The organism is Chryseobacterium sp. Leaf180 (assembly GCF_001424585.1).
Taxonomy (GTDB): Bacteria; Bacteroidota; Bacteroidia; order Flavobacteriales; family Weeksellaceae; genus Chryseobacterium.
In genome coordinates, this window is sequence record NZ_LMPJ01000010.1 from 116888 (window position 1) to 142090 (window position 25203).

General features: G+C 37.6%; 17 protein-coding genes. 5 read left to right on the forward strand and 12 right to left on the reverse strand.

What is annotated here, in order from left to right; translation table 11 throughout:
* Positions 1-91: 91 nt before the first annotated feature.
* A complete protein-coding gene (locus ASG01_RS11640) occupies positions 92-2239 on the forward strand; it encodes an endonuclease MutS2 (protein ID WP_055863810.1) in 2148 nt (715 codons plus the stop codon).
* A 63-nt stretch (positions 2240-2302) separates the two neighbouring features.
* Here ASG01_RS11640 and ASG01_RS11645 read toward each other — a convergent pair whose 3' ends face one another.
* Complete coding sequence (locus tag ASG01_RS11645) at positions 2303-2599, reverse strand: hypothetical protein (protein WP_055863812.1); 297 nt, start codon at positions 2597-2599, stop codon at positions 2303-2305.
* A 127-nt stretch (positions 2600-2726) separates the two neighbouring features.
* Between ASG01_RS11645 and ASG01_RS11650 the strand changes: the two genes are divergently transcribed.
* Positions 2727-3218 (forward strand): ribonuclease domain-containing protein, encoded by a 492-nt coding sequence (locus tag ASG01_RS11650; RefSeq protein ID WP_055863814.1) that lies wholly within the window; start codon positions 2727-2729, stop codon positions 3216-3218.
* Between the two features lie 50 nt (positions 3219-3268).
* Entirely contained in the window at positions 3269-3571 is a 303-nt protein-coding gene (locus ASG01_RS11655; RefSeq protein ID WP_055863816.1) for a barstar family protein, read from the forward strand.
* Positions 3572-3605: 34 nt separating this feature from the next.
* Here ASG01_RS11655 and ASG01_RS16325 read toward each other — a convergent pair whose 3' ends face one another.
* The 3 genes from ASG01_RS16325 to pafA all read right to left on the reverse strand — a co-directional run bounded on the left by ASG01_RS16325 (position 3606) and on the right by pafA (position 8477).
* Positions 3606-5828: a thioredoxin-like domain-containing protein gene (locus ASG01_RS16325; protein WP_055863818.1), complete on the reverse strand. Its 2223-nt coding sequence runs from the start codon at positions 5826-5828 to the stop codon at positions 3606-3608.
* Positions 5829-5831: 3 nt separating this feature from the next.
* Entirely contained in the window at positions 5832-6737 is a 906-nt protein-coding gene (locus ASG01_RS11665; RefSeq protein ID WP_055863819.1) for an ABC transporter ATP-binding protein, read from the reverse strand.
* 93 nt (positions 6738-6830) lie between these two features.
* Positions 6831-8477 carry an alkaline phosphatase PafA gene (pafA, locus tag ASG01_RS11670; RefSeq protein ID WP_055863821.1) on the reverse strand — a complete coding sequence of 549 codons (1647 nt, stop codon included), beginning with the start codon at positions 8475-8477 and terminating at the stop codon, positions 6831-6833.
* A 174-nt stretch (positions 8478-8651) separates the two neighbouring features.
* Between pafA and ASG01_RS11675 the strand changes: the two genes are divergently transcribed.
* Entirely contained in the window at positions 8652-9998 is a 1347-nt protein-coding gene (locus tag ASG01_RS11675; RefSeq protein WP_055863823.1) for a glycine-rich domain-containing protein, read from the forward strand.
* Positions 9999-10049: 51 nt separating this feature from the next.
* On the opposite strand, the gene ASG01_RS11680 is transcribed toward ASG01_RS11675, so the two are convergent.
* From ASG01_RS11680 to ASG01_RS11695, 4 genes are all read right to left on the reverse strand, one after another.
* On the reverse strand, positions 10050-10976 hold the full coding sequence (locus tag ASG01_RS11680) for a malate dehydrogenase (protein WP_055863825.1): 927 nt from the start codon (positions 10974-10976) through the stop codon (positions 10050-10052).
* Between the two features lie 126 nt (positions 10977-11102).
* Positions 11103-11654: a biliverdin-producing heme oxygenase gene (locus ASG01_RS11685; RefSeq protein WP_055863827.1), complete on the reverse strand. Its 552-nt coding sequence runs from the start codon at positions 11652-11654 to the stop codon at positions 11103-11105.
* Complete coding sequence (locus ASG01_RS11690; protein ID WP_055863829.1) at positions 11654-13864, reverse strand: ATP-binding protein; 2211 nt, start codon at positions 13862-13864, stop codon at positions 11654-11656. Before ASG01_RS11690 ends, ASG01_RS11685 begins: the two co-directional genes overlap by 1 nt.
* Before the next feature lie 224 nt (positions 13865-14088).
* Positions 14089-15102, reverse strand: coding sequence for a nucleoid-associated protein (locus tag ASG01_RS11695; protein WP_055863831.1), 1014 nt, complete (start codon positions 15100-15102; stop codon positions 14089-14091).
* A gap of 179 nt (positions 15103-15281) precedes the next feature.
* Here ASG01_RS11695 and ASG01_RS11700 point away from each other — a divergent pair, with 179 nt between their 5' ends.
* Positions 15282-15683 carry a hypothetical protein gene (locus ASG01_RS11700; protein WP_055863834.1) on the forward strand — a complete coding sequence of 134 codons (402 nt, stop codon included), beginning with the start codon at positions 15282-15284 and terminating at the stop codon, positions 15681-15683.
* 31 nt (positions 15684-15714) lie between these two features.
* Here the strand turns inward: ASG01_RS11700 and ASG01_RS11705 are convergent, their stop codons facing one another.
* The 4 genes from ASG01_RS11705 to ASG01_RS11720 form a co-directional block, all read right to left on the reverse strand.
* Positions 15715-17457, reverse strand: a complete 1743-nt coding sequence (locus ASG01_RS11705; RefSeq protein WP_055863835.1) for an RDD family protein — start codon at positions 17455-17457, stop codon at positions 15715-15717.
* A gap of 99 nt (positions 17458-17556) precedes the next feature.
* Positions 17557-17913 carry an RNA polymerase sigma factor gene (locus ASG01_RS11710; RefSeq protein WP_055863837.1) on the reverse strand — a complete coding sequence of 119 codons (357 nt, stop codon included), beginning with the start codon at positions 17911-17913 and terminating at the stop codon, positions 17557-17559.
* Positions 17914-18630: 717 nt separating this feature from the next.
* The gene (locus ASG01_RS11715; RefSeq protein WP_082498358.1) at positions 18631-22080 is read right to left on the reverse strand and encodes a fibronectin type III domain-containing protein; all 3450 of its coding nucleotides are present in this window, start codon (positions 22078-22080) and stop codon (positions 18631-18633) included.
* A 178-nt stretch (positions 22081-22258) separates the two neighbouring features.
* Positions 22259-25084, reverse strand: coding sequence for a gliding motility-associated C-terminal domain-containing protein (locus ASG01_RS11720; protein ID WP_082498369.1), 2826 nt, complete (start codon positions 25082-25084; stop codon positions 22259-22261).
* Positions 25085-25203: the final 119 nt, after the last annotated feature.

The window sequence follows — 25203 nt, forward strand, 5'->3', positions numbered from 1 at the left end:
AGCTTTAAAGTTTAAGAAATTTATCTGCAAATCTCAAAAGCCACGATTCAAATAATACCGTTTCGGTTTTCAAATTAATTATCTTTGTACTGTGTATATTAATAAAGAAGATCTGAACGAACTGGAATTTCCGCAACTGCTTGCAGAGATTGCTCCATTCGCATATTCGCCGAAAATAAAAGAAAATATTCTTGCTCTGAGACCTATGAATATTGAGGAAGCTGAAGTTTCATTAAAAAAAACTTCAGAATATCTTTCAAGTTTTGAAAGTGCCAATGCGGTTCCTTTCAGCGAATATGAAGACATAGAAAATGAGCTGAAACTGATGCTCATTGAAAATTACCGCCTGGAAAACAGTGCGTTTTTAAAGATAAAATTACTGACAGAGCAAATAGGGAAACTCCAGAAGTTCTTTCCTACAATGCCCGAAACCTTCCCTACTCTGCTTCAGGATGTCTCTGTTCTGGAGTTCAAAAAAGAAATCATTGATAAAATCGACAAAGTTTTCAACCGTTTTGGTGAGGTAAAAAGTGAAGCATCACCGGTTCTTAAATCTTTACGTGCAGAAATTCAGCATGCTAAAAAAGCAATTCAGGAGAACTTTAACCGCGTTTTATTTAATTATGCCCAAAGCGATTTTCTGGATGACATCAGAGAAAGTATCATCGAAGATCAGAGGGTTTTAGCAGTAAAATCTGCCTATAAAAAGAGAGTTCCCGGGCGAGTTCTGGGATTATCCAAGACCGGTTCGATCACTTTTATCCAGCCTGACGGTGTGGTAAAACATCACTTCAAAATGCGTGAGAGTGAAGAAGAGGAAAAAAAAGAAATCGATAAAATTTTAAGACAGCTTACTGCGGAACTTGCAGAATTTCAACCACAGCTCTGGCGCTATCAGCAATATATTTTTGATCTTGATCTTACACGTGCGAAGGCAAAATTTGCGGAGATGGTTAATGGGATTTTACCGAAAATCAACCGTCACAAAACGCTACGCCTGAAAGATGCGTATCATCCGCTTCTTTGGCTCAGAAATAAAGCTGAAAACAAAACCATCTATCCGCAGTCGCTTACGCTTACCGATCACAACCGGATTATCTGTATTTCCGGACCAAATGCGGGTGGAAAATCGATCACGCTGAAAACCGTCGGACTTCTGCAGCTGATGATTCAGAGCGGAATTCTGGTACCTGTGCATCCGCGCTCAGAAATGTTTTTCTTTGATAAAATAATGACCGACATCGGCGATAATCAGTCGATCGAAAATCACCTTTCAACATATTCTTCACGTTTGAAAAAAATGGGCGGAATTATCCGCGAAAGTAATCCAGGAACGCTCCTGCTGATTGATGAATTTGGAACCGGTTCTGATCCTGAGCTGGGCGGTGCACTGGCAGAAAGTTTCCTTGAATTTTTCTATGATAAGAAAAGTTTTGCGATCATCACGACACATTATACCAACATCAAAATTGTCATCGAAGAACTGCCAAATGCGACAAATGCTGCGATGCTTTTTGATGAAAAAACTCTGGAACCGCTCTATAAACTGGAAGTTGGTCAGGCCGGAAGTTCATTTACTTTTGAAGTTGCTGAAAAGAATAAGATCCCTAGATTTATCATTCAGTCGGCGAAGAAAAAAGTGGAACACGATATTGTAAATTTAGATAAAACAATCGTGAAACTTCAGCAGGAAAAATATGAAGTGGAAAAACTGAAAACTGATCTTGTTGAGCGAAAAGGTTCTGTGGAAGATAAGCGCGATAATCTGCAAAAACTCAACGAGCAGCTACAGCAGAAGCTTTTCAACTTTCAGAAACTGTACGAAGATGAGCACCGCAAACTGCAGTTCGGAAATAAAATTGAAGCGTTTATAGACAGTTATACAAAGGGGAAATCGCGCAAAGATGTGGTGAAAGATTTTGTAAAAATTCTTGAGCAGGAAAAATTCCGTAAAATAGGCGCTGATAAAGATGAAACAAAACGTCTGCAAGTCGTAAAACGTAAAATCACTCAGCAACTGAAGAAAGTAGACGTGATCGAAAAAATCACGGAAACCAATGAAAAGATCGAAGAAAAACGACAGACTGACCGAAATGTCTGGCTGAAAATCGGTCAGCGCGTGCGTATTAAAGGAAGTACAAGTGTTGGAACGATCGAGAAAATTTCTAAAAATAAAGTAATTATCAACTACGGAACTTTTAAAACGACTATCGACTCGAACGAGCTTGAAAGAATTTAGATGACATATTAAAATTATTTTTTAATGATCTGAAAAGTCAGCTGTTCGCCGTTTGAAATGATTTTAACGAAAAATCTGTTTTTCATCAATTTTTGGAAGGACAATTCTATTTTCCTGGATGATGCCTTTTTGCAGAAACTGTCCGGAGTGTGTTACAATTTCGTATTCACAGTTTTCTTTCAGTTCTGAAAACAATAGAACATTGGCTCGAAAATCTTGCTTTACCGATATATTTTCGGTCTCGGAAACTGAAATTTGAGATAAGTTAATTTCAATTTGAAATGGCTTACCGGAAGACGCCAATAAAGATTGTGAAAGTACGAATGCTGCGGTTATGCTGAAAAATATTTTTGCTTTCATAATTTTAAATTTTTAATTGAATAAAACTTTCAAATTTTAGCAATACTTTAATAATATTAAATTTATTAAGGGTAATTTCTAAGCAATTATCAAAATAAATACCAATTTAGTATAAAAATAAAAATTTATGAACAGTAAAATAAGGTCTGTACTTTTTGCGTGTCTCGGATTACTTTTCGGGATGGCCGTGATGTGGGTTTTCAACAGTTTCTACCCTAAGAAAAACGAGGACTCTAAGAATAAAACCGAGAAAAATCATACTATAGATAAGAAACCGACACAGTCTGCAAACGATATTTTCATATTGACAAATGATAAAACGGTTGTTGCTTATGTAAAGAAAAATCATACACTTCCTGATTATTACATTACGAAGAATGAAGCAAAAAAACTCGGCTGGAAACCGGAAAGCGGAAATCTCTGCGAAGTTTTACCGAAAAAAGCGATTGGTGGAGACCATTTCGGAGACCGTGAAAAAAGACTGCCGGAAAACAGCAACTATTATGAAGCCGACGTCAATTACAACTGCGGAACCCGTGGTACAGACCGCATTATTTTTAGCACCGACGGAACGGTTTATCTTACAAAAGATCACTACAAAACTTTTCAGAAACAATAAAGTTTGATGAAGTTCACTGAAAACTATATTTTTGCACAAACAATTACAGAATGACGGTTTACATAGATTTTACAGATATTGGCGACGATGAAGATTTTTACGCTCAGCTTAAAGAAAAACTGACATTGCCTGAGCATTTCGGAGATAATATGGATGCGCTGAACGATGTTTTAACGGGCGATCTGGCAATGCCGCTTCATCTTGAATTTGTGAATATGAGCGTTGATCAGCTGGAAATTTTTGAAGATATGCTCACGATGCTTGAAGAAATTGAAGAAGAGCACCAAGGTTTTAGTTTTGCCTATTATCTTGAGCAATACGAAGATAACGAAAATACCGAAACGGAAGAATAAAAAAAAGTCTCTGCAAACTGCAGAGACTTTTTGTTTAAAAAATCACCATTCTGTTCGACCGGGAAATCGCATCCATTGCTTCTTCAAAATTACTGTCATCAGGTCGCGGCAGGTTGGCATTGTAAATTTTACCTTCAGGATCGACAATCATGAATCTTGGAATTCCGTTCACGCCCAACTGACCTAAAATTTTCGGATCTTCAATCCACCATTGCTGTACAGAAGATTTTTTGTTTTTAATATCAAGTTTCCACTTTTCTTTGTCTTCATCTACGCTTGCCGAGAGAAAAACAACATTGTCATTATATGCGTACTGCTCTGCCTGATACTCGAAAACAGGCGTCGTTTCTTTACACGGTCCGCACCAGGTTGCCCAAAAATCAATCACCACATATTTTCCTTTAAACTTCGAAAGACTCACTTTCTTCCCGCTTTCGTCCTGAAAAGCAATGACAGGAAAAGGTTTCCCTTTTTGCTGGTTATTGATCACCTGAAGCTGCTTCTCAATATACGATGCATACTTTTTATCATGAAACTGCCCTACTTTTGACATGAATAAAGCATTCCGCTGTTTTTCATCTTTAATCAAATCCATCATTTTTATCAGCTGAAAAGATAGCAGCTGATCCCGTTCAAGCCCTGAAGGCATGGCATGAATTTTATTAAAAATGATACTGTCGGGTTTATTCGTTCCGGAGGTTGGTAAAAGTTTTTTGATTCGGTAATCTTTATATTCTTTCACCGTGTATAAAATCGGAGCCGGTTTTTTCACAACATTCTGCAAAGTCTTTGTAAATTCTGCCGGCGGGGCAAACTTTTTATCGCTGAAAGAAGTCATTTTCTGATAATCGTAAATGGCATTCAGCATCTTCACGGCATTCAGCTGCTGCTGAAATTTTCTAAAATCATCCGCAAAATGTATATTCTCATTTGTGCGGTATTTTGCAAGATATTTTTCAGATTCTTTCCATTCATCCTGCGCTTCAGAATAAAACTTTTCAGGCTCTTTGGTGTATTTTTTCTGCGGAATAATCCAGCCATAAAAAGTTGACGGCCTTTCCTTCTGCGAAGCAATATACTGATCTTCAGCTTTGCGCGTACCTTTTACAACCACTTTGAAATCTTTAGGATCAACTTTAATATCAAAATTAATCTGATCTCCTTTTGACAAGACAAATACGTACCGCTTGCTGTCGACCACTAAATAATAAGTGCTCATCGGCAGATTTTGTTCAGATTTCCAGCTGAATTTTCCGTCTTTCACAGGAATTTTTGCCAGCGGCTCACCCATTTCTTCAGAAACAATGCTGATTTCTTTTACCGGCTTCGAAGACGAAATTTGCCCTGAGATCTGCGTATCGTAGCCTTTTACCGGATAAATAGGTTGCGTTATGAAAAAATAAAGCGCAACAGCAACTCCAATTCCCGCAAGTGTTTTTCCGACAGTAACGGTGTTTTTTGCAAAAGCATTTTTAAATCCTCGCCGGCTGTACCAGAAATATCCGAAGGCAAAAAAGGCAACCGTCCAGAACAAACTCAGGTATTCTGTATAATTAAAAAAATGATTGAGCTCCTGTGGATTTCCGTACGACAGCGCTGTATCAATATTATTGTACGGAGAAAAATCATAAATTTCCTGTCGCACTTTCGCAATGATATTAAGCACAAAACCCAAAAAACCGATAACAAAAGGCCAGATGAAACTCGGAATAATCACCGAAAGCATCAGCTGGAAAGATATAATCCCTAGACTTAAGACAAAAAGTCTTACAAATGTCTGAAACAGAAAATACATATCCAGCGAAAAATTAAGATTTTCCTGTGGAAAAAGTACCTGACACAGCGTGTAAAAAATTGCCGAACCGGCGAAATAAATCAACAGACTTATTGCAGTCAGCGCGACCAAAACCAAAAATTTTCCTGTATAAATGCTGAATTTGCTTAAAGGCTGTGTTTCAAGAAAAGTCCAGCCATTGTTTTTATGATCGGTCTGTGCGATTCTCACTGCACCAATGATGATAAATAAAAGCATCAGAAAACCGCCGTACGAACCTACTGTATCGATAATTCCATTCTGAATTGCAGACGTTGGGAAACTATCATAGACACGAGATTTTTCATTAAAAATTTCAATTACGAAATTCAAAACAGGTAAAAGCAGCGATACGATTGCTGCAAGAAGCATCAGCCCAAGATTCTTAGTTTTGAGCCATTCTGCGGCGAAAGCTGTCTTTATATAATGTAATTCTTTTTTCATCGTTTAGTTTTGTTTTGTAATATCCATAAACCATTCTTCAAGTCCGCCGGCTGCGGCAATCTGATAAATCTGAGCTCCATTTTTCACCAGAAATGTATTGATCGCGGCGATTTCCTCCTGAGAATTGGTGACGATAGCAATCTCGTTTTCAGATTTTAATTCGGTCGGATATTGGTCTTTCAGCAGATCGAGATACTTAGCAGCATCATTCAGCTGGAATTTTGTTTTCTGGAATTTATAAAGCGTATTTAAATCTTCCTTACTTCCCTGAAATTTTATTTCGCCGTGCGCGATAATTCCGAGATGCGTTACCATTTTCTCGATTTCCAAAAGTAAGTGACTGGATATAAAAATGGTCACGCCACGTTCGCGGTTGAGTTTAATAAGAAGTTCGCGCACTTCCAGCATTCCGTTTGGGTCGAGACCGTTCACAGGCTCGTCTAAAATCAAAAGTTCAGGATCGCTGATGAGCGCAAGGGCAATTGCCAGACGCTGTTTCATTCCCAAAGAATACTTTTTCATTTTAATATTTCGCGCGTGAGAAAGACCGACGGTTTCTAAAACTTCGTCTATTTTCCCAATATTAAGATTCCGGATAATGCATACGATTTTAAGATTGTCATAACCTGACAGATGATCGTAAAAAGCCGGATAATCAATCAGAGAACCAATATTCTGCAGGGCCTGCGGATAGATTTCGGAAACATTTTGCCCAAAAACTTTTACCGCATTTGTATCATCATTGAAAAGTCCCATGATGAGACGCATCGTCGTTGATTTTCCTGCGCCGTTCGCTCCTAGAAAACCGTAGATAGAACCTTTCGGTACCTGGAGATTCACATTTTTAAGAATCAGTTTCCGGCTGTCGAAACCGAAATTCAAATCCTCAATTTCAATGATGTTTTTCATGAAGTTTCTTTAGCAATAGGTATCGCAATTGTGAATTTTGTTACAAAAAAAAATGCGCAGACATCAGCTGCGCATGTAGTATAGAAGGTTGTTTTATTTACCTAACACTTCCATCAAAGGCTGACCGATATTACCGCTCGGATTTTCAATTTTTAAAAACTGTGCGATGGTCGGCGCAATATCTGTCATAAAATGAGAAGCATTGCTTTCACCTCTCGGCACTTTCCAGCCCATGAAAATCAGTGGAATATGTGCATCGTAAGAATTCCATACGCTGTGAGTCGTTCCTTTTTTAGCATAGTTCGGAAGCATTCCGTCGTGCGAAACAATCTGAATATCACCACTTCTCTGCCAGTTGTAACCGTTGATTACTCTGGTTTTTATCGGCTCCGGAATCGGTGCATTTGCTACATTTTTTAAATCAACCGCATACAAAACCCGAGGATCTTTATTTAGGTTTTCAATAATGCTTTTTTTTATGGCAGCTTCATCTAGATTTTTATCCTTAATTAACTGATGATCAAGATAAATCTGATAATTATCAATTCCCAGAATGATTTTGCTGGCAGCATATTTTGATTCCAATTCGGCACCTAGATTTTTCTCTAAGCCGTCATCAAAAAATCCGGTCATCATTTTATTTTCTTTCATATAACCTTCAGCGTGAGCGCCGCCGTGATCTGCCGTAAGGAAAACTAAATATTCACCTACACCTACTTTTTTATCAAGCATTTTAAAGAACTGTGCAAGTTCCAAATCTAGCCGCAGATAGGTGTCTTCCACTTCAATCGCATTCGGACCGTAAGCGTGTCCTACATAATCTGTCGACGCAATATTGATTGCTAGAAAATCTGTAACCGAATCTTCACCCAGCTGATAACCATTGATCGCCGCTTCCGCAAACCTCAGTGTATACGAATTTCCGAAAGGCGTTGTTCTCAGAACGCCTTTGTTGGCAGCGTAGTCTGATGCAAGACTGGAATAAGGAAACGTCGGATTTTTTGCCGAGCCCAGAGGTTTTTCCCAGGGAACATCATCACGTGTACTTTCGGTGTACTGACTGATCGGCAAAAGCGTATTCCACCCGTTGGCAACCAGTTTTTCTGCTATTTTCTGATTGTTAAAATCATTTACCCAAGCCGGAAGCGCATTCATATAGTAAGAACTTGTCACAAAATTTCCGTTCGTTTCATCAAACCAAAATGCACCGTTCGGATTGTGACCTGCCGGCAAAATCGAAGCACGGTCTTTGAGAGAAACGCCTACCACTTTCGACTGAAAATTGCTGGCGATACGCAGTTGATCCGTGATCGTTGTGCTCCAGAGATTTTTCGGTGAATGCCCACCTATTTTCTGATTTGTTGTGCCAACCCCTTTTACTTCAGAATCTTCTGTACAGTAAATATTTTTACCGGTTTGTTTGTCAGTCCAGTCATTTCCTGCAATCCCGTGAATTGACGGAACAGAACCTGTATAAATCGTCGTATGACCAATCGCCGTCACCGTCGGAACGTACGGAATCATCACATTATTAAAGGAAAACCCTTCATTCAGCATTCTTTTAAAACCGTCTTTGCTGTATTTATCGTAAAAACGGTAAAGATAATCCCAACGCATCTGATCGATCACAAGACCGACGACGAGCTTGGGCTTTTCAAGAGTTTGGTTGTTTTTTTTCTGTGCGTGAAAAGAGACAGCACATAAAAATGTCGCTGCAGCAATAGAAATCTTCCGTAACATGAAATATTTTTTGTCGGTGCAAATTTACAGTTTTTGACTGCGCGCAGAAATGAAATTCAGTTTAAATAAACCTTAAATATTCATCTTTATGAACAATAATTAATATGAGAGACGACTAATATTTATATTTTGAAATGAATTTAATGATTAAATTTAAGTACGAAAAACGATCATATGAATGATTTGCTTTGGAAGAAAACAGAAGATTTTGATTTTGACGATCCACCGAGCGAGTACAGTTTCAGCATTAGACTCGCTCATGAGAATTGCTGGACGGAGAATTTTACAATAAACGCAATCAAGGAATATAAAAAATTTATGTTTTTAGCAGCGGTTTCAGAAGAAATGGTGTCACCGTCAGACATCATAGATAAAGTCTGGCATCAGCATTTAATTTTCACCAAATCGTATCAGGTATTTTGTAAAATTTTAGGCAAACAGATCCAGCACATACCGTCAACGCATCACAGAAATGAGTCTGAAAGTTTTAAAGAAGCAAAAAAGAGAACAGAAAAACTCTACTTAAAAAACTTTGGTCACATTCCTGAAGAATTCTGGAAATCTGCATCAATTCCGAGCGGCTTATACCTAAAACAGTCGCGATTTAATGTAACCCAGATTACAAATTTAGTTATTGGCACAAGCATTTTACTGCTTTTTCCTTTATATCTTACTTTTCACGAAACAATTGCAACGGTTGAAAATGATCAATTTTACATCTCCTACTTTTTTTTAGTTACATTTTCACTGGCGATTGTTTACCGCTTTAATACTCTCGGAAAAAAAGAATTGATAGAAACGTTCAGAAATCAAAGTCTGATAAAAAATTTAAGCCGACCGGAAATTATCTATCTTATTTTCTCGGATGTTTCTCACTCTATAAAGCTCTCTGTTGACGGGTTAATCGGCAAGCAAATCATTAACGTTAATGATGATAAAACTTTAAGCGCAAAAAAATCCTGTGAAAATTTAAGCGCAGAAGAAACGCAGATGATACTGCAGATAGAAAGTTTTGGAAAAATTCATTTTGCTCATCTCAAAGCTTATCTGCTGAAGAAACCGTTTTACAAAAATGTTTCGCAAAGTATGGATGAAATAAAAAAACATTTGCTGCAGTCAAAGCTCTTTGTGAAAATATTTTCAGTTAACCTTACAGTTTGTGCGGTCCTGATGATTACCGGAATATTAAGGCTGGCTACCGGAATTTCGCGTGAAAAGCCTGTTGCCTGTTTATGCGTTCTGTTATTGATTATGATAACGGTTACTTTTCTGCACCTTAAAAGGCTAAGTCAGAATATGATCGTTGGTATATTTAGAAATAAATTCAGATCAAGACAAAAATCTTCAGAAAGTGAAGACACAGATTTTGAATTTGCTTATCTCACGCCCTTGCTGATGACTTCCAGCATGGTTTATAACAATTCATCAGTATTTTCAGAAGGTGCAGATTCCGGATTCTCTAATGAATCTTCCTGCGGCGGAAGTTCTTGTGGAAGTTGTGGCGGATGCGGTGGTGATTAAAAAAAATTCCGCGCCCTTCGGTCGCGGAATTCAATATATAAAGAGAAATTCTTAAAATTTCAGATCACCATTTACATCTCTCACTGCCTGAGCAGCTTCAGCAAATTTAGATTTTTCTTCTTCTGTCAAAGAAATATTTATGATGCTTTCTACACCGTTTTTCCCGATGATCGCCGGAACACCAAGACAGATGTCGCTTTCTCCATATTCACCATCAAGCATTAAAGAGCAAGGGATCATTTTTTTCTGATCACAGGCAATTGCCTGAACCATTACAGAAACTGCTGCGCCCGGAGCATACCATGCTGAAGTTCCCAAAAGTTTGGTCAACGTTGCACCACCTACTTTTGTTTCTTCGATTACATAGTTTTGTTTTGCTTCATCCAAAAACTCCGTTACAGGAACTCCGTTTCTAGTTGCTTTGCTCAACAAAGGAAGCATTCCTGTATCACTGTGAGCTGCGATTACCATTCCGTCAACATCAGAAATTGGGGCTTCCAAAGCTTCTGCCAATCTGTATTTGAATCGTGCAGAATCTAATGCGCCACCCATTCCGATAATTTTATGTTTAGGAAGACCAGAAGTTTTGTGTACCAAATACGTCATCGTATCCATCGGGTTTGCCACCACAATAATAATTACTTCAGGAGAGTTTTTCACCAGATTTTCTGTTACATCTTTTACAATTCCTGCATTGATGCCGATCAGTTCTTCTCTCGTCATTCCCGGTTTTCTTGGAATTCCAGATGTGATTACCGCGATGTGCGAACCAGCAGTTTTTGTATAATCGCCGGTAGTTCCGGTAATCTTGGTATCAAAACCATTTAAAGATGCAGTCTGCATCAAATCCATCGCTTTACCTTCTGCAAAACCTTCTTTGATGTCTACCAAAACAACTTCCGAACAGAAATCTTTCATGGCAATGTACTCTGCACAACTTGCTCCTACAGCGCCGGCACCTACTACGGTTACTTTCATAATATATTTTTTAATGTATTGAGTTTCTTTCTCTGATGCCCAAATTTAACAATTCCTGAAAAATTGAGCAATCTTTCAGGAATTTATATTTTATCAGTTTATATTAATTTGAAAATCAGTTTCCGCTTATTCTGCCAGCAAATGACTGTACTGTTTTTTGGCTCCTTTTAAAACTTCTGCGAAATGTTCTTCCTTAACTTCAGCATCCATCACTTCTTTGAAATTTTTCCACATCGCACCGATATTTTCTCTGTAGCAACCGAAGAAATGAAAAGTGACCTCTTCAAAACCTTCCGTTTTAGAAAGCTGTTTCGCAATTACATTTCCACCCAAAGTAGAACCTTCAATCACGTACATCGCGCCAAGCGCCTCATATTCATTTTCAAATTTTAAATCTGAATCTTCTTTTAGTTTTGGGAGTTTTAAAGAATCCGCATCTTTTTCAATTAATGACAGTTTCCTGCGATCTTCCAGCTGAAGTTTTTTACCAAATTTCTCAGTGAGCATCTCAAAAATCTCGTCTTCAGAATCATGTAGCATTTTGTGATTGCTTCCGATCATTTTCCGGTAATCTTCAAGAGTAAAAGTTTTACTGAAAATCTTTTTGGAGTTAAATTTCTCTTCTGCAGCGTCGTGATAATGCGCTGTATTTTGCTTTAAATATTCTGAAACCGTCATTAAACCAAACTTAAAACTTTAGGATTTTGAAACGTCAGAATAAATGATGTTCCGTTTTCGCTGCTCACATATTCAACATTACCGCCGATTCTTTTCATGATTCTGTGCACAATCGAAAGACCGACACCGTTGCCTTTAAACTTTTTGGCATTATCCATCCGGTTGAAAATTTTAAACATACGCTCTCTGCTGGCTTCAGGAATACCAATTCCATTGTCAGAAATCGTGTAAACAATTTTGTCTTCTTTTTCTTCACCCCGTATTTCTATTTTCGGCGCATCTTTTTGGGCTGAATACTTTACAGCGTTGTTGATGATATTTAAAAACACCTGATGAATCATTGTTTTATCCGCTAAAACTTCAGGCAAATGATGTATTTCCACTTCCGTTTTATCGCTACCGAAACTCATTTTTGCGTTGTCGGTAATTTTCTTAATAATCTGCTCGGTTTCAACCTTTTCAAGTTTAATATCGACGTGTTTGGCTTTACTTAACTGCAATACGTCGTGCATCATATCCGCCATGCTGTCGATCTCGTCGATGATGGCTTTTAGTTTTTTCTTCTGATTATCTTCAGCATTTTTCATCCCGTTCAAAAGCATCTGCGCATTCAGCTTCATGATGGTGAGCGGCGTTCCCAAATCGTGTGAAATGGTATAAGAAAAACTGTCAAGCTCTTCATTTACTTTTCTCAGCTGATCATTGAGACTCTTAATGGTCGAATACTGCTTGTGTGACGTTTCTAAAATAATATCACGAATCGCCTGAATAGCAATTTCGTTTCTTGTGCTCCAGCGTTTGCTGTGCCCTTTAATATCTTCTGTAAAAGCCTCAAAAGACTGTCTTGGCGAAACCATACTGCGCTCTTCTCCGTTTTCAGAAAATTTCTCAATTTTCTTCTCCGGATTTCCTGCCCAACTGATGTGTTCGTCAAATTCTTTCCGGAACCACATCAGAAGTTCTTTTTTGCTGCTGTCGATTATATAAATGACAATTCCTGCGCAAGATTCATCAAGCATTAATTCTGCTCCGAAATCCTTCAGAAAACTGCGGCTGATATAAACATTGTCTTCAAAGTTGTTTAAAGCCCACTCAGAAATATTAGTGATCGCTTCTCTATCCGGAACATTTCCTTCGACGATAATTTCTCCGTCATAAACCAATGCTACACCATCTGCCTCTATCAGTTTTCTGATTTTTTCTTTATTTTCTGACAGCGACTCCTGAAGCGTATCATAACGGAGGAAATCAGATTTTAAACTTGCCACTTTATCACTGAGGTTTACGCGGTATTCAAGTTCTTTTTTAGATTTAAACGAAGAAAAAGCGTTTGAGGCGAGCACGGTAAAAATTCCTGCCTGAACCCGGTCTTCAAGATCGATATGTTTTGGCGTAACATTCTGACAGGTCACCAATCCCCAAAGCTGATCATCAATGATAATCGAAACGCTGAAACTTGATGAAGCTCCCGAATTCTTTATGTACTGCGCATGAATAGGAGACATTGCGCGCGAACCGGCAAATGTTAAATCAATTAAATCTGGTTTTCGGCTGAGAATCGGCACGACATCAGAATGCACGTTGCTGAAGATTCTCTTTCTCTTTTTTAAATACAGTTCTCTTGCCTGTCTCGGAATATCAGATTCCGGATAATGCAAGCCAAGATAACTCTCAAGATTGTTATTGGTCTTTTCCGCAATCACTTTTCCGGAACCGTCGCTCATGAATTCGTAAACCATGATGCGGTCGTAGTTGATAATCTTGAACAGCGTACTGAGAAGCTGGTTCCAGATCTCTTCACCATCTTCGATGATGTAAAAATTATCGTATTTGTTGGTGATTCTTTTCTCAGGATTGCTGATAACTTCTTCGAATTCCAGGAAAACATTCTCTCCTGTACGGAAAACCGAAAAATGATAATTTTTTGCGCCGACCTGTATTTTATCAAAATACGTTTCATTTTCACGTCTCGTATGATACTCCAGATTGCGGAAAATATCCGACTGAGAAATACTGCGAAAAATCTCCGGCAGCTCACTGATCTTCTTTCCAAATAAATCATTTGGAGAACTAAAATTAAACAGACCGGTTATGTTTTCGCTAAAAAAGCTGATTTCGTGCGATGCAGCATCAATCCCAATAAGATATCCAAAACTCTGAATTGATCCGGGGATGTGAATGGGCTCATCGTGGCATTCTACAAAACTCATAGTAACTCTTAAAAACGATCAAAGTTAACTATTATTTTGAATTGTTTATAAAATCCCATAATAGATTTTATCGAACATAGATAATTATCTAATTATTATAAAGACTAGATTAAATTATTTAAATGATTTATTGCGAATTTATCAACCATTAAATATGAGAAACCACTTAAAATTATTTACATGATTTGTGAGTAGCTGAAATTATGCAGATTTGATAAAACAGATTATACTTCTTTATCGAAGTACAGCATATAATATTTTCCTTTTTCATCCTGTCCCTGCTCCAGCATTTTGCGGTCGCCGTGGATGTATATGTGAAAATTTTTATCCAGCTTAATAATGCTTTTAAAATGTCGCTGTGTTTTTTTTACCGCCGCCGGACTGATCGGGAATTCTTCAGCAATATTGACCTGCATTTCCTGCTCATAATCGGTTTTAAAATTATTAAAACTTTCGATAACATGCTCATCGGCAAGAACTTCAGCTGCAAATTCCTCCAATTTGAATTCTTCTTTTTCTTTAAAGAAATTGATCGATTTATTCAAAAAATCTGCCTGATCGGCTTTGCTCACTTCAAATTCCTGCGGAAGCTGCTTGGTGATATAATCTTTGTAGACCATCAGCTGTTCCTGTGTATGAAAATAATCGTCATCGCGCTGCTTCACCTTCAAAAAATCTTCGAACCAATAATACATATCGCCATTTTTGTTGTTGTCAACGACAGATAAAACGTAGCCGGTTTCCCTGGCATTATTATAAATCAATGCCGCTTTATCAATTTTTGAAAGGCTTATTCCCTGATCTTTTTCAAGTTCAAAAGCTTCATTTTTAGGAAAAATTTTGAGGAAAGATTCTCTTTTTTCTGTCTTAAAAATTCCGATTTTATCAACTTTTTCGTCACCTTCGCGGTCATCTTCAAAATAAACGATAAAAAGTTCACCGCCCTGTACACGCGGATTTTCTGCAGCAGCAAAAAGATGTTTGGCAATGTTTTCAGATTCCCAGAGAAATTTATCTTTATCATCAAAAATCTCTGAAACCGAGCTGTATACCGGATTATTAACGAGGTAAGAATCGCTGTAAAAGTGATACGTCTCTTCCGTTTTGAAAGAACCCAGAAAATAATTTTCAAGCATCTCTACAGTTCCTTCATCCAGCTGAAGTTCTTCCTGAGAAAGCGTGAGCGATTCGCTGTTAATCTTATTTCCGACGCGGTGTACAACTATTTTTGAAAACATAATATCGATTTTTTAGGGAGTGCAAATATATTCATTAAAAGAGAATTAGAAATGCTAATTTAAAATGGAAACTTGCGGAGATTTAAAACTTGATTTATGTATTTTAATTATGATTTCAAATTTTAACTGAACTTGGTATGTTTTTCGCAGCATGTTGATTGCTTATAAAAATCAGCACGATGGAGAATGTAGAAAACCAGGAAATGATCAATGAAAATGCTGCTGTTGATTATCTGATCATCAGTTATCCTGAGATTCAAAATGAAATTGCCGATCTCGCAGCCAAACAGAATTTTGCAGGTATTATACAGATTACGGTTGATCATCTTAAATCTTTGCTGATAGAATCGAAGACGAATATCGTCACTCAACGCATAAAAATGATGGATTGGTTATACCGGAACGGAACCTATTCTGTAAAACATATTATCGAGAATCTTTTCATCCGCGCTTTTGGAAGTTTAAAGAAACATACAAGCGGCAATCAATGGAACGAAATGTTTCAGTATCTGCCAATCGAATTTCAGCAAATTCACCTGAATCATGTAAAATTAGACCAAAGATTATTCAGTAAAAATTAAATAAAAACGCTCCAAATTCGGAGCGTTTTTTTTACTGAAGCTGAAATAGTCTCAACTGACTGTCGACGCCGGAAGTTTTTATAATTCTGTAAATCTGCTGATTATTAAGTGAATCTCTGATATACAGATCGGTTTCAAAATCGCTGTCGCGCTGAATATTTTTAGCCTTTAAGTACAGTCCGTTTTGACCGGATTCTGGAGGCGTAACCTGCATCGGAAGTTGATTTTCCCATTTAATATTGCCGGAAATATTTTTAATTTTAGTCAGTGTACCCAGTTTGCCGTTATTGGTCATCATCACACCGGAAATATCTCTCGAGTTATTGTATAAACCATACCGCAAATTTGCATTCTCTAAGTATGGCGATGCTATAGAATAAATATTTTCAATCTCATACCTATTTCCGTTTTTAAAAAAATCAACGCCATTTTTCTCAGGATTTTCTGTATTACCATAGGTTTGTGTGAGCGCTTTTGTAAAATCCTGACGTTCGATTTTCACAAGTTCTGCGGTATCTTTCTGCTTCTGATAGATGTCTCTGGCAGCAAAATAATTTGACGAATAGGTTTGATCCTGTACCAGTTTTTTACAGATGATTTCGTTACCATTTACTTTTTCGATTTTCAGCATGTACAGTTTATATTCTCCCATAATGGGTGTCCTTAGAACAAAAACCTGACTTGTATTGATGTTTTTCACACTGTTTTGCCTGAAGTCCTCTTCGTATTTTACCATATATCCGTTACTTTGCATCTGCGTGTACATCATCAGCAAATCGTCTCCTTTATAGTAAAATGAAAGGTAAGGAATCAGCAAGAGTAAAAACCAAAGCAGTTTATTGGTTTTGAAACCAACACGTTCTTCTTTCACCACATAAGTTTCTGAAAACCGGTCATGCCATCCGGTTTTCCAGAAAAATGAAACGGCATCAAACGGAATATGACGGCAAAGCGTTCGGAGAAAAATATTTCCTGATTGCGGATTCGTTGCCTGCGAAGTAATAACTCGGGATTCGGTGAGAAATTTTGCGGGCGTCGAACCAAAAACAATTTCAAAAAACGGATAATACAAAAATCTGCAGATAAATAAAAGCAGAAAAAGGGTAAGTTTACTCTCATTAAACGTTCGCATAAACGTCTCATTATTTCTCAAAAAGATTTCAAAAACCCGGAAAGCAACCGGCATAAAAACCAACGCCATAATCAACGTATCAACAAAAAAATGAATAAAACGCTGCATTTTTGGTGTGTCTGAGATTTTTACAGTTGTTTCAGAAACAGTTGTATCCAGCACTTTCTTTTCCCTGATTTTTTTTAAAATCATAAAAGCCAAAACAGCGTATGCAATGTTGAAAACCGGATATAAATACGGAAAAAAACTATACGCTTCACCATTTCTTTTGGGCAAAATAAAGAAAATAAACATCAGAATATTTACCAGAGAAGTTACATTTGAAATCAGTAATACAGCCATCGAGAAAGCGATCAACCGTGTATCTTTTTTGTTTTTAAGAAATATTGCAGCGCCGATAAGCATCATGAAACATACGAAAACTTCATATACGTCAAAGGGAGTTTTATCCGGACCGAGAAATAAAAGTATTGGTTTGAAAACCCAGTAAAGCTGCAAAAATGGCTGTGGCTCGTGAGCGTCAGTAAAAAATGTCTTTGCGAGAAAATAAGTTTTAAAGGAAAGTAAAATTCCAAGAATGGAAATTACAAGGGCAGAAAATCCGATTATGCGGACATCTTTTTTAGAATAAAGTTCTTGCATCAAGGTTTAATTTCAGCAAAAATAATTTTTTTGTAAAAATTTTCTGATTTAAAAATGCAAAGTTTAATATTATCTGATGTTTTATGGTAGATGAGAAATTTAACAGACTCTTTCTTCCAGCATTTGAATTGAAAATATCGGGAATTTGTCGCAATTCACTTTAAATGAAATGTTTTTTTCAGCTAAATACTCTTTGATCGTGCAGAAGAGAACACTTAGAATCCAGATATTGAGAGTCGCAGACTGCGGTTTGTAATTATTGATATTATTCCAGACTTTTTCGAATGTCTTATGAATGATTTCTTCAGCGTAAGACTGCGATTTAACTGCATTTAAAGCAACGCCGTAAAGCAGTCCGCAGTGTTTTGAATATAGATAATCAAAACCCACTTTCTTTTTCTGCTGAATAAGGCTGCAAAGCTCATCATCAGAATAGTTTTTCAAAATCTTTTCCATACTATTTGTGTTCACATTGTGATGAAAGATTTACCGGTACATCTTTATATTTATTAAAATGAAGAGAGTACTTCTTAAATGCTTCAATATGTGGTAATCAAATTATATGCTAAACTAGGGTTTTTATGACTGAAGTAATAAAGAATTAAATTATTCTGACTATTTAAATAAACTATTAGACTGTGTAAAATCTGATGGATTCTATTATTTAATACTATTCATGCTATCACATTTTGCTAATTTTCAGACTTTTAAATTCTTATGTTAGTAAATATAAAAGAACAGACGAAATTACTGCTTAAAGTTAATATCAGAATTTACAGTAAAAACGTAATCTTTTTTATTTAGAAATTAGACCTGTAGCTCCCGGTGTTCTCATGATTTTTCAAAATCCTGCTTTCAGACCGTCATCAAATTTCTTCACTTTTGTTTTTAGTCGTTTCTAATGACAAAAAATCATTCCTGTTTCATACGTCCAAAAAATACATTCTCTAAAAAAACACGAGATAAATGAGGATTGGGCATTATTAACAATAAAACTGAAATGAGACAGTAAAATTACTTCCTGTACAAACTCTCTGAAAAAAACAGCCATATTTTAAAGGACAATAAAGAAGAAGATATGCGTGAGATGAAATTCAAAAAAAAATTTAAACAGAACAAAATCGGCTTCCACATTGTGGAAGCCGATTTTAATGAACATTAAATAATTTGAAATTATTTTTTAACGATTTTTTTCGTCACTTTCTGTCCGTCATCAAGTGTGATATTGATTAAATACAAACCTGAAGGCAGACTCTGAAGATTCACCGATGAAATATTTTTATCATTTACATTCATCACACGCTGCCCTGAAGCGGCAAAAATCTGCACTTCAGTTATTTTAGATCTCGATTTAATAAACAACAGATCTGCAACAGGGTTTGGATAAATGGAAAGGTCATTATTTTCTTTAATCAGATCATCGACAGAAAGCGTACATCCTTGATTTACAGCAGCCACAATTGCTTGTCTTGGGCTTTCGCATCCGGTAAGGATTTTCCAGTTGTAAAAGAAATAATAGTATGCGGTTCCTAAACTACTTCCGGTAATATTAAGGGTACTGGGCACAGAATATGGATAAGATAAGTTGGTATCATCTCGGTACATATTTGTTATTCCTGTCCACGCACTTACACCCAATCTGTACGATGCTCCTCCAGCTATTGGAAAGTTCAAAGTAACCGTTTGAGGTGTTGATGCGGCCACAGAGTTTTGTCCAACCACATTAACTGTAGCAGAGGTAAGTGCTGTACCGGTAGCTGAAAATAAAGTAATTGTGGCAGTTCCTGCAGTTCCTGCAGTGGCTGAATACGGAAAAAGATCTACCGTTTTAAGTGTAAAATCTGACAGTGCTGTAAAAATCATGTATGAACTTAATGCTCCGCCAGTAGTTGCATTAGACTCAATAGATGTTTCTCCTGTACTAACAATTCCGCCGTTGCTTGCCGACACATAGTAATTCGTTGTTGTTGATAATGCCGGTGTAGTAAACACATTACCTGTTGCCAATGCATTTCCTCCGGTTGCGTTTGCATACCAGTTTGCAGTGACACCCGTACCCGTTGTAGCCGTAAACGTTGCTTGGCCACCAATACATACAGCTGGCGGTGCAGAAACAGAAAATGTTGGAATTGCACATAATGTGGTTAAAGATCCTGTAGCAGGAATCCAAGCGGTTTTATCAGTAGGTGAACAGTTTGATCTCACCCAAACAAAATACGATGTTGATGGATTTAATGGAGAAATAAGCTGCGAGTTTCCTGAAACTGATGTATATGATGGTACTGTAGCAGCTGTAGGAGCTATATTGGTAGTGCTAAAATATACGTCGTAACCCAATGCAGGTGCTGTAGCAGGAGAATTCCACTGAACAGTTGCCGAAGTGGTGGTGACATTGCCTGTCGTCACATTGTTTGGTACAAAACAAGTGGGTAATGTTTCCCAATAAAAATCATCATAGTAATATGATTTGCCGTCGGCAGTATTAACGATAGCCAATCTCGCTCCTGCCGGAACAGTGGCAGGGATTATTACCGTATATTCAGAACTGAGATCATAAGCAGTATTATTGATAGTGATGGCCTCAATGAGATTGAAAGATGATGAATTATTTACATCTGTTACATATCCTACATTTATTTTTCCTGGCAAAGCACTTACTTTTGCTTTAAATCTGAGCCAGTTTGTACCTGCATTAACGTTGCTAAACGGTGGCAGTACCGCAATGGTAGGGTTTTGTGTTGTAGAACTGAATTGATAAATATTTCTGGTGCCCGATGCAGGCGTTGTGCCGCTTATTGATAACGATCCTGTCCCATTTATTATACGGGCCCAGCAATCTGGAAAAATTGAAGCAATTGAATAGGAATCAAAATTTTCAGACAAAGAATTCACAGCCACACATAAAGTTTTAAAACTTGAGGCAGCTACCCAATTGCTCTTTTCTGTATTACTGCAAGAAGAACGCACCCAAAGATTATAAGTTGTATTTGCAGCAAGTCCATTTAAAGGTGCGGTGATTGCTGTAGGACCCACAGTGCCAGAAGGTGTGGTTGTTGAAATAGGTGCTGTGCTGCTCGTTGAATAATAAAATTCGTAGCCGAGAGCGGGGTTTGAAGGTGAAGCAGACCATAGTACAGATCCAGATGTAGATGAAATTACCTGAGACGTTAAATTAGTCGGAGGAAGACAGTTCGGTTTTTGTTCCCAAACCACATCATCCCAATAGTATGCGACATTGTCGGCTGAATTCATGACCGCCAAGCGAGCCGTTGAAGGAATCGTTGAAGGAATCATTACCGTATATTCTGAAGTCGCATCATAAACAGTATTGTTAATGTTTAAAGCCTGTAAGGTATTGAAAGTTCCCGCATCAGACGCATTTGTTACATATCCAATATACAAAACACCGTTACCTGAACCAACTTTTGCTTTCAAACGAAGCCAGTGGGTTCCCGCATTAACGTTCGAAAATACAGGCAAAACTACAACGGTAGGATTTTGAGTTGTAGAACTGTACTGATATATGTTTCTTGTTCCCGAAGCCGGGCTCGCAGAAGAAATAGACTGAGTTCCGGTTGTAGAAACGATCCTGTTCCAACAAAGAGGAACGGTATTTCCGGTGGCAAAATTGTCAAAATTTTCATTCAGTGATGTTCCTGAACCACAAAAACTTCTAAAAAGCGCCGATTGTTTCCAGGCACTTTTACTATTGGGCCCACAAGATGCACGTACAAAAAAAACATAATCTGTCTGTGGATTCAACGTTAAATTTATACTTGCCGATGTTGCAGTAGACCATGTAGTAGGCGTCATTATAGCCGCTGCCGGTAATACAGCATATTCCCAGCTTGTTTCAGATGCACCGGCTGCCCATATAGCAACTGCTCCTGTCGCAGAAAGAGAACTGATGAGGGGAACGCTTGGCGCAGGACACGTTACAGGAAAATTAAATCCTATTGCCGGTCTCTGTGCGGTACTTGACACCAAAAGATTATCCAATATTCCGGTCGTGGTGTTTACATATTTTGTCGTATTGAAGTTGCTTGTATTAACACATGGTGAATTAAAATCGTATAGCCAGGTAACATTTGTAGAATTACCGGTATTTACATATTCCATCAGCACCATGAGATTTTTCCCACTCGTATAACTGAAAGGAGTATTTAACGAAAACTGTTTCCATCCGGCAGCACCGGCAGCATTGCTTACCGGATTGCTGTCATATACCAGCGCTGCCCCGGTGATTAAGCCAGACCAGTCGGCATTTGCTACACCAAAATCATTATTATCCGTTTCCTTCAGATAAATTTTGAAGTTGGGAGATCCTGCGATATCTGTGCTGCTTACTTTATTAAAATACAGCGAAGTAATCTGCTGGTTTGCAATACCAATCAGTTGTGTCGACGGATAGATCACAGCAGTCCTGTTTGTAGACAGAGGACTTGTAGTGCTGTTCATGGGGCCGTAAGAATTGTTACCTGCTGTCGAACAGGTACCGCCAACCTGTACCAGTTGCGCGAAGGAAAAATTGGTAATAAGTAATGCCACAAAAATAGAGTAGCGTACCATTCCAACCTCCCGAACTTTCTTCTGAAGTAGAGAAAAGAGGTTAAGTTTCATCATAATTATAATATTTAAAGTTTTTTTTGATTAATATATTTGCCTCCTTCCACATCCAAAACAGGAATGATATACCTTATTTTGCGTGTAGCATTTTTCGTATAGAGTACTGATAAATAATAAGTAAGGAGGCGGTCAATTTTTTTTTAATAAAATTTTATTATGTTCTTAAAAACTATTTTTACTGTTTGTTTTTTACCAAAATCCAACCTGAGAATTTGATCGGTGTTTTGCTTTTTGTTTCGTTCCAGGTAATGCTGAACCAGTAATTTCCGGTAGAAACTTTCTTTGTTTTATTAATCGTTCCGTCCCATATATAACCAGAGGCCTTATCACCTCGAAAAATTTGAATACCATATCTGTCAAAAATTCCGAATACCAAATTAGATTTATTAGCAAGAGCGGAATAATCTAAAACATCATTTATCCCGTCGTTGTTTGGTGTAATTACGTTTATAATATTTGGTATGGTAACAGTAACCTGCAAAGGTAAGCACTGAAAAATATCTCTTACATATACTGTAAATTCTCCTCTCTTAATATTAGGAAAAACATTGGAATCCTGCCATTTCACATTGTCAAGTGAATATTGGTAGGGAGCCGTTCCTCCTACCACTGATACAGTAAGTCCGTCGCTGGCTATTTCGATATTTGATATAACAGGCTGTTTTGTAGGATAAACAGTTACAGTCTGTCTTGTCGTACACTCACCAGTTTTAAGATCAACCCAATATGGGCCTACATGTACATTAGATATAGCCTGTGTGGTTGCACCTGTACTCCATAGATAACCATTGAATCCAGGTCCTGCGTCCAAAGTGGTTTCACTTTCGATACAGATTTCCTTATCAATTAAAACCGAAGATTTTATCGGTTTTAAAACAAAGAGGGATATTTCGGCAACTCTGTAGCATCCGTTTGTATTGCTTACTCTTACATAGACAATACCATCTGCTGCAAGGTAATTTGTAGGATTAAGAATTTCATTGGTCTGGTCATTAGCATCAGGCAAAGACGGATAATAATTTTTAACGTTAGCTGGTTGAAGGGTAACAATTGCACTGGTGAGATCAAATATTCCCATAAGTGTATTACTTTCGGTAAAACATTTTCTTAAGGTTGCGTTAATCACTACAGGCCTTTCAGGTACTGTCAGGGTAAGCGTGATCTGCTCACAATCAACAAATTCAGGATCATTTCCGCAGAATTTATAGGTAATAACATCCGTACCTGTGAATCCTCCATTGGGAACATAGTTGATAACTCCTGTTGTAGGATTTATAATTGCTGTTCCGTTCGTAGGAGGCGTAATGATCTGAACAGTACTGGGAACTAAAGTTTGAGTAGAGGATGTAAATGCCGGAACAATATTTAAATAACCTTCGCATATCGTTTTAACAGCCGTAGATTCCTTTAGACAGGTAAATACCTGATAAGGAGCAGTTGTTGCAGGTGTACAAGATCCTACAGTGATTCTTACGGTATAATTTCCAGACTGCACGGGAGTATATGAGTTGCTGTTTGCTCCTGTAATAGGAACATCATTTCTAAACCATTGATACGTTTCATAACTGTCATCAACTTCCAAAACCAATCCGGGAACGCATTCTCCGGTTTGTTTTGCAATAAGCGGGATAGAAGAAAAACCTGCAAAATAACCACCGTATCCTACCAGACCACTTCCACCGGCAATTCCGGCTGTAACCGCTTTACTAGAAGTAATGGTAACGTTTCCTGTCATTCCGTTTAGAGAATACGTCTCCCAATCGCTGGTGCCAGTTACACTATACGGGCCCTGTGCAGGCGTTGGCGTTACGCCATTTACCAGTACCGCCGCCCCTTTTTCTGTTACGATATTAAGTTTCACATTGTTAGGAGCTTGGGGGAGCATTTCTATCATGCCGATTTCGTCAATTTTTCTTGGCAAAAGACAATTTAAGGGAGGAATAATATTAAATCCCACAGTTGCGCTGGAATTTGCTGTACCTGCAAGCAATTGATACAGATAAGCGTTTTTTGTGGTTTTTACATACATATTATAGTGATTACTTCCCTGATCGATGTAATTCATATTATTAGGCTCATTCACCCGATAATGTTGGCCTTCATTAATGGTAGCAACAGCAACAGGATTATTATTGATAAATATTTGAGTGTTGTCTTCTGTTGCTACCAAAAGCACATCTTCTGTTTTGGCGGCGATATTACCGAATCCTTTGATAATAATATACTCTTTTCCGAGCCTTTCGGTAGGAACAGACTGATCCATTATTATATCTCCACCTGTCAGCGGCGTTCCAATATTATATTCTCCCAGAAAGTTGCCGTTTGTTACTGATACCGGCTTGTTTGAAACTATTTTAGCACCTATAAAACCAGTTTTGTTTCCAGTTTGGTCACCTTTTCCTTCAATAATATAAGACTGTCCTTTGTTGAGTGTAATGTTTAAAACCGGAGAAGCTGCACCGGTAATACCATTGCTGAACACCACAGTAGGCGAATACCCAGAAATTGTAACAGTGGTATTGTCTTCCGTCGCCAGAATTCCTGTTGTGAAATTCATGATTGAAGTTGGATTTGTAATCGGGGCAGCAACTGCATAGAATTTTTTTCCAATTCCTGCTTTTCCTTTGGACGACAAAATTTCACCATGCAATGGAATCAAAAACCTGAATGTCGCAAAGAAAGGCTTGGTGCCTTTTAGATAGAGCCCTTTAGTACTTACCGTAAAAAGTTGTCCTACCGAAGAACCGATCATATCCCCAGCGTTTATGTCAAACACTTGCGGACTTCCTTTACTGATTGTTGAGGTTCCTAAGATATTTCCGTTATTGTAAATGGTAACCGTAAAAGGAGTTAATGAATCTGTGGAGAGATACAATGCCTGTTTCGCCACAATAGATAAATTGGAGGTAGAAAAAGGCGCAAACCAATGCTCTGTATCTCTCTGCGCTGAAAGTTTACTAAAGGCTAAAATTAATAATAGTGTAAAAAGTATTTTTTTCATAGTTTTTATGATCATAAAATAATAGTCCTTAAAAAGACACGTCATAGCAAAAATTATCAGTTTTGTTTAGTCTGCAGATTTTATTATCTGTTTCTCACAAGAATCCGCATGGTGTACTT